A 9,227-nucleotide genomic window follows, 5' to 3' on the forward strand; every position below is an offset into this window, starting at 1 on the left:
CTGGATCGCGCGATTTTTGAACCCGGATTCTGGCGTATTGAATATTTCCAATAAAATTGTTTGGTATACCATTGTATTAATTTGGAATACCATTTATATTGATTCTCGTGGTTTAACCGGAGTATAACCATTGATCAAGGATGCGCCAGGTTCAGAAAGTTGAGATCGCCCATAAATTTATGATAGGGAAATTTTTATGTTGATACTGAATAGACGTGATTTTCTCAAGCAGGTTTCCGCAGTAGGTATCACGGTGGCCACTGGCGGGCGGGCGCTCGATGCGTTTGCTGATGATGTGCTGAAGGTTGCAGTCGCTTATGTCTCGCCGATTGGAGATGTTGGTTGGACCAAGCAGCACGACCTGGCGCGCAGAGCCATGGAAGCCGCCTTCCCCGGCAAGATCAAGACCACGACGATCGAGGGTGTCGCACAGGCACAAGACGCCGAGCGCGTATTTCGCGATCTGGCGACGCAAGGTAATAAGCTGATCATCGGCACCAGTTTCTCGCATATGAACCCGATGCTCAAAGTCGCCCAGACGATGCCTCAAACCAAATTTGAGCTCTGTTCCGGCATCAAGACGCTGAAAAACCTGGGTGCTTTCGAGGCGCGCTATTACGAGGGCACCTATTTGGCCGGCATTGTTGCGGGAAAGATGAGTAAAAGCAACGTTCTGGGCTTTGTAGGCGGGTTCCCGGTTCCGGACGTGGTGGGGCCCGCCAATGCCTTCCTGCTGGGCGCACGCAGCGTCAATCCCAAAATAATCTGCAAAACCATCTGGCTCGATTCCTGGTACGACCCCGGCAAGGAGAGGGATGCGGCCAACGCCTTGATTTCACAGGGGGCGGACGTGGTGATGTCGATGACCGATACGCCGACCACGGTGCAAGTCGGCGAAGAAAAGGGTGTGTGGACGATCGGCTACGCGAGCGATATGTCGAAGTATGGCCCGAAGAAACACCTGACCTCGTTCGTGCTGGACTGGAGCAGCGACTATATCAGCGCGGCGAGCGAGGTGATGGCGGGTACTTGGGTGGCGAACCATCGTTGGGACGGGCTGAAAGCGGGTGTGGTGAAGATGAGTCCATATAACTCGGCGATTCCGAAAGATGCCCTGAGTTATGTGGCGGCGCAGGAGCGGGCAATCATTGCCGGCCAACTGCATCCATTTGCCGGGCCGATCAGGGATCAGGACGGCAAACAGCGGGTTGCGAGCGGGGCAGTATTGCCTGACGACCAAATCAAGGGCATCAACTGGTTCGTCGAAGGCATGCAAGGCAATCTGCCGAAAGGCTAGCGCGGTTTCATTTGTAACCAATGGTCTAATCAACCGCCGCCGCAGGCTTCGGCGGCGGGCAACGCAGAAAGCAGCATATGACTACCGTATCTGTCAGAGTGAAGCGGATCTCGCAGGAGGCTTGCGATATCAAGTCCTTCGAGTTGGTGAGTACGACAGGCGCACCGTTGCCGTCCTTTACACCTGGTTCTCACATCGACGTGCATCTCGGTTCCGGGCTGATCCGTCAGTACTCGTTGTGCAACGGACCGGATGACACGGATCGCTATCTGATCGCAGTGAAAAAAGAGGCGGCTTCCCGTGGGGGTTCGCAGGCCATGCATGAGCGGATCAAGGAAGGTAGCGTCATCACCATCGGCACACCGCGCAACAATTTTCTCCTTGAACCATCCGCTAAACATTATTTATTGCTGGCAGGTGGTATCGGTGTGACACCCGTCATTTCGATGGCGCGCCATCTGCTCGCGGCTGGCGCCTCGTTCGAGCTGCAATACTTTACGCGCTCGATTCAGCACACGGCGTTTCACGAACTTTTGTCTGGCCCGGAATTCAACGGGCGGGTGAAATTCCACTATGCGCTGGAGCCAGAGGGGCTGCGCGCCTACTTGCGCAAGCTGCTGTGGCATAGGCCAGAGGGGGCCGATCTCTATCTGTGCGGACCGCGTCCATTCATGGATCTGGTGGAATCGACTGCGGCAGCTACTTGGCCGCCGGAGGCAGTGCATCTCGAATACTTCGCCGCCGACCCATTGTCATTAGCTGGACCGCAAGAATCCTTTCAGGTCAAGCTGGCACGTTCTGGCGGCACGTATTCGATCCCGGCCGGAACGCCCATCATCGAGGTGTTGGCCGAGCATGGCGTTCACATCGAGACCTCGTGCGAGCAGGGGGTGTGTGGCACTTGCCTGACGGGTGTGCTGGATGGAATCCCCGATCATCGGGATGTGTTCCTGACGGACGCGGAGAAAAAATCTTGCGACAAGATGATGCCCTGTGTTTCACGCGCGAAAAGTCCGCTGCTGGTACTCGATTTGTAGCGCTGCGGGCAGCGCGTCGAGAAATGAATCTGCGCTCAAAAAACAAGATAGAAGGAGGCTGTATTGTGAGCACGACACTTGATGTAAATTTATCCAATAATTGGTCGGTGGTGGCCGTTTCTGACGAGGTGCCACCGGGACAAATCATTCAAGCATTTCTGCACGGGCAAGAATTAGCGTTATGGCGTAATTCGGAAGGAATGATCCAGGCCTGGGCCAATCGTTGCCCGCATCGCGGCACCCGTTTCACGATGGGGCGGATCGTCGATGATCAGTTGGCCTGCGGCTACCATGGTTGGCGCTTTGCCGCAGGCGGTCAATGCACTTACATCCCTGCGCATCCCAAACTGGCACCACCCAAAACAGTGTGTGCCAAGACTTACCGGACGGTTGAATGTTACGGGATGGTCTGGGCTTGCCTGGGGCTACCTGAGACGGAAGTGCCGACCGTGCCGGCATTGGCCAATAGCGCACGTCACGCGTTGTTTTGCCGCAGCTTTGTCACCCAGCAATCTGCCGACACAGTGGTGGCACAACTGCAGCACGCATCGGAGCATCGCTACCAGGTGATCGGCCCGAATGCGTTGATCGGTGCGGATGATGGCAAGGCCATGCCGATATTGCTGGTCCAGCCTATGGCGGACAACAAGTCCATCTTGCATCTATGGGTCAGTTGTGAAAACGCGGCCGGCGACGATGTCGGGATACGCGCACATCACAGCGCGTTGTTCAAACGGCAAAGGCGGCAGCTGGAAGCACACGCCTAGTTCGCCACCCATTTCGACCACATCGGAGATCCCCATGTCCACCTTATTGGACCCTATCGTATTGAATGACTGGTTTGTGGTGTCTGCCGTCAGCAAAGTAAAGCCGGGCGAGCGCCGGTTCACCCAATTGCTGGGGGTGGACATCGCGTTTTGGCGGGATGCCGATGGCAGCCTGCATGCTTCCGACAAAGCAGCCTGCCAGCAAGATGGCCACGAGTACAAAATAGTAGAGCGTTATGGCTTCGTATGGGTATCGCTCGGCAACCCGCAAAAAGATCTGTACGCATTGCCTGAATTCACCCAGTCGGGCCGTCGCTTCATCGACTGCGGAACCTTTGGGGTAAAGACCTCGGGCTTGAGAATCATTGAGAATTTCCTGGATATGGGGCATTTTCCATTCGTCCACACCGATATCCTGGGCCAGGAGCCGCATACCGAGGTCAGGGAATACAAGGTCGAAACGGATCCCGATACCGGAGAAATCTGGGCCAAAGAGTGCAGCTTTTGGCAACCCAAGGCGGCGGCTTCGGCCACGGACGGGCTCCACGTCGACTACACGTATCGCGTGATGCAACCCTTTTCGGCCGCGCTCTACAAGACCTGTCCTTCGCGGCCGGGCGAGCGGGATGTGATCGGCGTCTATGTGCAGCCGGTCAAAGAGGATGAATGCAGGGCCACACTGTGGTTGCTCATTTTTGACGATGAGCATACCGACAGTGAGGTGATCGGATTTCAGCAAACCATCTTCGGCCAGGACCGGCCGATTCTGGAAAGCCAGCTGCCGAAGCGGATGCCGCTCGATCCTCGGTCTGAAATACCGACGCGCGCGGATGCGTCATCCATCGCTTACCGCCGCTGGCTGCGCCAGATCGGATTGCAATATGGCGTCCAACAGGCAGTCTGAGGGATGGCACATCGTGCTCGATATGGATTTTCAAATGCGTGGTGCTCAATAGGACCGATGGAAGGAATTTGCATGATCAAACTCTACAATTACGAATTATCCGGCAATTGCTACAAGCTGCGATTGTTGCTGAAACTACTCAATGTGCCCTATGAGAGTGTCGCGGTGGATTTTTATCCCGGCAGGGAGCACAAGTCCGAGCAGTTCCTGGAGATCAACCCCTTCGGTCAACTGCCGGTGCTGGAGGATGGCAGTCTTCGCTTGCGTGACGCGCAGGCGATCTTGATATATCTCGCTGCGCAATACGATACCGAACGCAGATGGTATCCGAATGATCCGGTCACGATGGGCAAGATCGCCATGTGGCTTTCCGTGGCCGATGACATTACCCGTACCGCTTCCGCTGCACGACTGCACGACGCCCTCGGTTACGAGCTGGATATCGAACAGGCACGGGCCGGTGCGCATGCCTTATTCAGAATCATTGACGAGCATCTCGCCGACATGGAAATGATCGGGCAGCAGTGGCTGGCGATCAATCAGCCTACCATCGCCGACATTGCCTGTTTTCCGTACATCGCGATGTCGCACGAAGGCGATGTCATGCGCGATGATTATCCGGCGATTCGCCGCTGGATCGAGCGGGTCAGACGCTTGCCGGGATTCATCGGCATGTCGGGTATTTTTGAGCCCACGCTTTAACAGCGTATCCGCATAATTCGAACGTGGCATCACGGACACTGAGTAAGGATTGACATGAAAACCAAAGCAGCCATCGCATGGAAAGCGGGCCAACCGCTGACGATCGAAGAAGTCGAACTGGGCGGGCCGAGGGCGGGCGAAGTGCTGGTCGAAATCAAGGCCACCGGGATCTGCCACACTGACTACTACACCCTGTCCGGCGCCGATCCGGAAGGCATCTTTCCGGCGATTCTCGGCCATGAAGGTGCCGGCATCGTGGTCGATGTCGGCCCCGGCGTCAAAAGCCTGAAGAAGGACGATCACGTCATTCCGCTGTATACGCCGGAATGCCGCGAATGCAAGTTCTGCCTGTCGCAAAAAACCAATCTGTGCCAATCGATACGCGCGACCCAGGGCCGCGGCCTGATGCCGGATGCGACCAGCCGCTTTTCGATCGATGGCAAGCCGATCTATCACTACATGGGCACCTCCACCTTCTCCAATTACATCGTGGTGCCTGAAATCGCGCTGGCCAAGATCCGCGAAGATGCGCCGTTCGACAAGGTGTGCTACATCGGTTGCGGCGTCACCACCGGCGTCGGCGCGGTGCTGTTTACTGCCAAGGTCGAAGCGGGTGCCAACGTCGTCGTGTTCGGACTCGGCGGCATCGGGCTGAACGTGATCCAGGCCGCCCGCATGGTCGGTGCCAACAAGATCATCGGCGTCGACATCAATCCGGCGCGGGAAGCGATGGCGCGCAAATTCGGCATGACGCACTTCATCAATGCCAAGCAAGTCGAGAACGTGGTCGACGCCATCGTCCAGCTGACCGACGGCGGCGCCGATTACAGCTTCGAATGCATCGGCAACGTCAACACCATGCGCCAGGCGCTGGAATGTTGCCACAAGGGCTGGGGCCAGTCGATCGTGATCGGCGTCGCTGCAGGCGGCGCAGAAATCAGCACCCGCCCGTTCCAGCTGGTGACTGGCCGGGTCTGGAAAGGCTCCGCCTTCGGCGGCGCGCGCGGGCGCACCGATGTGCCGAAAATCGTCGACTGGTACATGGATGGCAAGCTCAACATCGACGACCTGATTACCCACCGTTTGCCGCTGGAGCGGATCAACGAAGGCTTCGATCTGATGAAGAGCGGCGAATCGATTCGCTCGGTGGTGATTTACTAACGGGACTTACGCAAACGAGAGAGTCCGCAGGTTGGGTGCAACCCATCTTTTTCTCTTCGCGCTCAATGATGGGTTGCACCCATCCTACGAAATTACGCATTTTGCGAAAGTCCCAATCAAGAAGAGGCTGATCGAGTAGGTCGGACGAATGGATGAACCTGCCAGAACGACTCAGCGAACAGGCATGCTTCGGCGGCGTACAGGGCTTCTATCAACACACCTCGGCCGAAATCGGGTTGCCGATGCGCTTCTCGGTCTACCCGCTGCCGCAAGCCAAGGCGGGGCCGGTGCATGGCGCACTGCTCTCGGCGCTGCGTCATCCTGCACTGTATCAATCGGTATCGGCTTTCGCGCCGATTGCCGCGCCGATGCATTGGCGGCAGAGCGCGTTCAGCCCAGTACCTGGGGCCGGACCGTCCGCATAATTATATGGAAACACTTCTGAACAACATGCCTGAAAGGGCGGTCAACCTTGGCCTTCGATTCAGCGCGGAAGTGTAAGCGCGGCAAAAGTGAGGGTGGTTCTTTGTGACAGGGCGGCCATCGGCACAGCAGGGGCTATTCCGCCAGCGCTTCAGCGAGATCAATCTCACCGTTAGCCACATGGTGCAACAGATAGCCTTTGATCACGACGCGGTAGTGAGATTCCAGCACTTTTTGCGCTCGTTTAATCGATCCTTTTTCCAGGTGATTGATGATCGCATGATGCTCATTGAGCAAGCAGGGGTAATCGAAGTCTGCCTTGTAGAGCGCGGTAATGACCCGTTCGCGTGACATCAATTCCCGGTGTATTTCTTCAAGCACCGGATTGCGGATCAGCTTGGCAAGCAACAGGTGAAACTGTATTCCCAATTCGTCTGCCAGGTGCAGGTCGCCACTTGACTGGGCCTGCTGCTGCAGTGCGACATGGGCGCGCAACGCGGCGATATCTTTGGTGGTGATGGTCTGGCCAATCATCTCGATCAAACCTTTTTCCAGCACAATCAGCGCGTCAAACAGGTGGTGCGCCTCCTCGAGAGTCGGCCGCGCCACAAAGGCACCACGGTTGGGTTCGATGGTGACGAGCTTATCCTTCGCGAGCCGGATCAGGGCCTGACGGATCAGGGTGCGGCTGACACCGAAAATGGCTGCCAGGTCGCGCTCGTTGAGCTTTGCTCCGGGCAGCAGCCGGTGTTGGAATATTGCGTTGGTGATGCGGTTGACGATTGCCTCGGTGTGCATATGGGCTATGGATTTTGGCTTGCTGTTCGATGCTACAAGATTGGCAACAAGAGTATCTCACAATAAGCTTCAATTCCGCGCAGGGCGATAACGGTGCACAACCGTCAAACAGGTCTCGTCCAAACGTTTCAGGTATTCGATAGTGCCTTGGCGCTAATTTCATTGGCGCCTTGTTGTCGATGCCGATCATCGACGGCGGCCGCAACCGCGCCAACATCGCGCGCAGCGAAGCGCTGCTGGAAGAGTCGGTCGCCAACTACCGGCACAGCGTGTTGACTGCCTTTGCCGAGGTCGAAGACAACCTGGCCGGATTGCGTATTCTCGGCGCTCAGGCCCAGGCAAACGAGGAAGCGCTGACCTCCGCGCGGCGCGCCGCCGAATTGGCGAACAAGGTCTATCAGGCTGGTTCGGCGGGTTATCTCGAACTGCTCGATGCGCAACGCGACCTGATGGCGATTGAACGCACCGCGGTACAGTTGCGCGGCAATCGCGCCACCACTACGATTGCGTTGATTCGATCGCTTGGAGGTGGTTGGCAGAGCCAGTAGCTAGGGAGCTGCGGCGGAAGCTGCAAGGCGCAGCTTCCGGCCTCGCATGGACGGCGATGGATAAATCTATCGCTGTGGCATGATTCCCTGATTTCGCCTCATATCGCATCCTGTGCGTTACGTAAATCGGCTCTCAAGTCTTCGACGTCTTCTATGCCTCTTTCGACACCGCCCAGGCTTTCCGCAGGTCGGCTTTCAATTCAACCGAAATAATCCCGCCGAAATCATCCATTTGTCTACGCGCCAGCGTGTGCTGCGGATGCGACCCCAAGCCCGGAAAAGACCCGTGCGACTTTCGGTTGCGCCTCCAGCCAGCGCGCCAGATCCAATGCGCTGGTGCAATGACGCTCGACCCGCAGCGCAAGCGTTTTTATTCCGCGCAATGCCAGAAAACTGTCGAACGGCCCCGCGATCGCACCCACGGAATTTTGCAGGAAGGCGCGAGCTGCTCGCGCCATGATCCGTTATCCGTTATCCATATCCGTGGATGCCGGCCACCTTAACAAGCAGCGACCAGCCGTGCAGCGCTTAGCGCAAACGCGCCATTTCCAGTGTCGCGCTGAGCTTGCCGAAGCGGGCGCTGATGTCTTCGAACGCCTTTTGTTTTTGCGCGCTGCTCAAGGTGTTGTCATACATATTGTTGCGCAGCAGGCTGAACAGCGCGAGGTCGGCAATCGGTTTCAACTGGGCGTCGGTAGAGCGCTGAAAGCCTGACAGATTCAGGATTTGCTGCAATACTTCAGCCTGGTTGCCGGCATTTTTTTGCTTGCCGTAGGTGAAGAAAAATTCCTCGATTCTGGCTTTGACGCCAGCCGGCAAATCCTTGCGATACAGCAAAGGGTCGTTCGGGATCAGAGGGGACGACCAGATCACGCGCACCTTGCCGAACTGCTCCGGCAGTTCTTTTTTCAGGCGATCCAGCTCTTCGGTATTGTTGGTCGCCACATCGACTGCGCCGTTGACCACGGCCTGAAAGTTCTTTTGGTGATTGCCAATGGTGATTTTCTTGAACAGCTTTTCCGGTTCGACCTTGTTTTTGGCGAACACGTAATAGGCCGGCACCAGGTAGCCGGAGGTCGACTTTTTATCGCCATCGGCGAAGCTGTACGCGCCCTTGTTTGCCAGGATGTCGTCGAACGATTTGATCGGACTGTGTTGCTGGGTGATCAGCACCGAGTTGTAACCGCGCGATCCGTCTTTTTTCACCATTTGGGCGAAAATCGTCGATTGCGTGTCTTCCACTGCATCCAGCGCGATCTTGCTGCTCAACCAGGCGACCTGGATGCTGTTGTTTTTCAGTCCCGCCAAAATATCGTTGTAGCTGGTTGAAACTACGGCGCGCACCTCCATCTTGGTGTACTTCGCCAAATCATCGAGCAGCGGCTGCCAGCGCTGTTTGGTGTCCTCGGCGGTGGTGGTGGCAATCAGTCCGACGGTGATTTTCTGGGGGCTGTCGTTGTCTTTGGCGGAGGCAAACGGGGCGACTAGCGTGCACAATATACAAATGACTTGCAGTAGTTTTTTCCGTGCTTATCCGGTTGTCTCCCAAACCCACTACCGGTAGTATATTGAGCATCTGCGCCAACCTGG

Annotated in this window: 10 protein-coding genes and 1 pseudogene; 8 read left to right on the plus strand and 3 right to left on the minus strand. The window is 56.6% G+C overall.

The window, feature by feature from the left end; all coding sequences use genetic code 11:
• Window positions 1-196 precede the first annotated feature (196 nt).
• The 7 genes and pseudogenes from ACFOFO_RS10215 to ACFOFO_RS10245 form a co-directional block, all read left to right on the plus strand.
• Window positions 197-1,297 (plus strand): BMP family ABC transporter substrate-binding protein, encoded by a 1,101-nt coding sequence (locus ACFOFO_RS10215; RefSeq protein ID WP_390321832.1) that lies wholly within the window; start codon window positions 197-199, stop codon window positions 1,295-1,297.
• A gap of 77 nt (window positions 1,298-1,374) precedes the next feature.
• Window positions 1,375-2,334: a PDR/VanB family oxidoreductase gene (locus ACFOFO_RS10220; protein ID WP_390321830.1), complete on the plus strand. Its 960-nt coding sequence runs from the start codon at window positions 1,375-1,377 to the stop codon at window positions 2,332-2,334.
• 65 nt (window positions 2,335-2,399) lie between these two features.
• Window positions 2,400-3,101: a Rieske 2Fe-2S domain-containing protein gene (locus ACFOFO_RS10225; protein WP_390321828.1), complete on the plus strand. Its 702-nt coding sequence runs from the start codon at window positions 2,400-2,402 to the stop codon at window positions 3,099-3,101.
• On the plus strand, window positions 3,031-4,005 hold the full coding sequence (locus ACFOFO_RS10230) for an aromatic ring-hydroxylating dioxygenase subunit alpha (protein WP_390321826.1): 975 nt from the start codon (window positions 3,031-3,033) through the stop codon (window positions 4,003-4,005). Before ACFOFO_RS10225 ends, ACFOFO_RS10230 begins: the two co-directional genes overlap by 71 nt.
• Window positions 4,006-4,077: 72 nt before the next feature.
• A complete protein-coding gene (locus tag ACFOFO_RS10235; protein ID WP_390321823.1) occupies window positions 4,078-4,707 on the plus strand; it encodes a glutathione S-transferase in 630 nt (209 codons plus the stop codon).
• A gap of 54 nt (window positions 4,708-4,761) precedes the next feature.
• The gene (locus tag ACFOFO_RS10240; RefSeq protein ID WP_390321821.1) at window positions 4,762-5,868 is read left to right on the plus strand and encodes an S-(hydroxymethyl)glutathione dehydrogenase/class III alcohol dehydrogenase; all 1,107 of its coding nucleotides are present in this window, start codon (window positions 4,762-4,764) and stop codon (window positions 5,866-5,868) included.
• Between the two features lie 152 nt (window positions 5,869-6,020).
• Window positions 6,021-6,152: pseudogene (locus ACFOFO_RS10245) on the plus strand (S-formylglutathione hydrolase); the annotation flags it as partial.
• Between the two features lie 274 nt (window positions 6,153-6,426).
• Here ACFOFO_RS10245 and ACFOFO_RS10250 read toward each other — a convergent pair.
• On the minus strand, window positions 6,427-7,089 hold the full coding sequence (locus ACFOFO_RS10250; RefSeq protein WP_390331483.1) for a GntR family transcriptional regulator: 663 nt from the start codon (window positions 7,087-7,089) through the stop codon (window positions 6,427-6,429).
• A 173-nt stretch (window positions 7,090-7,262) separates the two neighbouring features.
• Between ACFOFO_RS10250 and ACFOFO_RS10255 the strand changes: the two genes are divergently transcribed.
• Window positions 7,263-7,637: a TolC family protein gene (locus tag ACFOFO_RS10255; RefSeq protein WP_390331484.1), complete on the plus strand. Its 375-nt coding sequence runs from the start codon at window positions 7,263-7,265 to the stop codon at window positions 7,635-7,637.
• Window positions 7,638-7,873: 236 nt separating this feature from the next.
• Here the strand turns inward: ACFOFO_RS10255 and ACFOFO_RS10260 are convergent, their stop codons facing one another.
• Together ACFOFO_RS10260 and phnD are read right to left on the minus strand one after the other, a co-directional pair.
• Window positions 7,874-8,095, minus strand: coding sequence for a PLP-dependent transferase (locus ACFOFO_RS10260; RefSeq protein ID WP_390321814.1), 222 nt, complete (start codon window positions 8,093-8,095; stop codon window positions 7,874-7,876).
• A gap of 70 nt (window positions 8,096-8,165) precedes the next feature.
• The gene (gene phnD / locus ACFOFO_RS10265) at window positions 8,166-9,152 is read right to left on the minus strand and encodes a phosphate/phosphite/phosphonate ABC transporter substrate-binding protein (protein WP_390331487.1); all 987 of its coding nucleotides are present in this window, start codon (window positions 9,150-9,152) and stop codon (window positions 8,166-8,168) included.
• Window positions 9,153-9,227: the final 75 nt, after the last annotated feature.

The sequence above is a fragment of the Pseudundibacterium arcticum genome, assembly GCF_042646465.1.
In the GTDB taxonomy this organism is placed as follows: Bacteria; Pseudomonadota; Gammaproteobacteria; order Burkholderiales; family Burkholderiaceae_D; genus Undibacterium_A; species Undibacterium_A arcticum.

What these genes read in the sequence shown, in the direction of transcription:
- ACFOFO_RS10215 (WP_390321832.1), top strand. Translation starts at nt 197, where the DNA reads ATGTTGATACTGAATAGACGTGATTTTCTCAAGCAGGTTTCCGCAGTA.
- ACFOFO_RS10220 (WP_390321830.1), top strand. Translation starts at nt 1,375, where the DNA reads ATGACTACCGTATCTGTCAGAGTGAAGCGGATCTCGCAGGAGGCTTGC.
- ACFOFO_RS10230 (WP_390321826.1), top strand. Translation starts at nt 3,031, where the DNA reads ATGTCGGGATACGCGCACATCACAGCGCGTTGTTCAAACGGCAAAGGC.
- ACFOFO_RS10235 (WP_390321823.1), top strand. Translation starts at nt 4,078, where the DNA reads ATGATCAAACTCTACAATTACGAATTATCCGGCAATTGCTACAAGCTG.
- ACFOFO_RS10240 (WP_390321821.1), top strand. Translation starts at nt 4,762, where the DNA reads ATGAAAACCAAAGCAGCCATCGCATGGAAAGCGGGCCAACCGCTGACG.
- ACFOFO_RS10250 (WP_390331483.1), bottom strand. Translation starts at nt 7,089, where the DNA reads ATGCACACCGAGGCAATCGTCAACCGCATCACCAACGCAATATTCCAA.
- ACFOFO_RS10260 (WP_390321814.1), bottom strand. Translation starts at nt 8,095, where the DNA reads ATGGCGCGAGCAGCTCGCGCCTTCCTGCAAAATTCCGTGGGTGCGATC.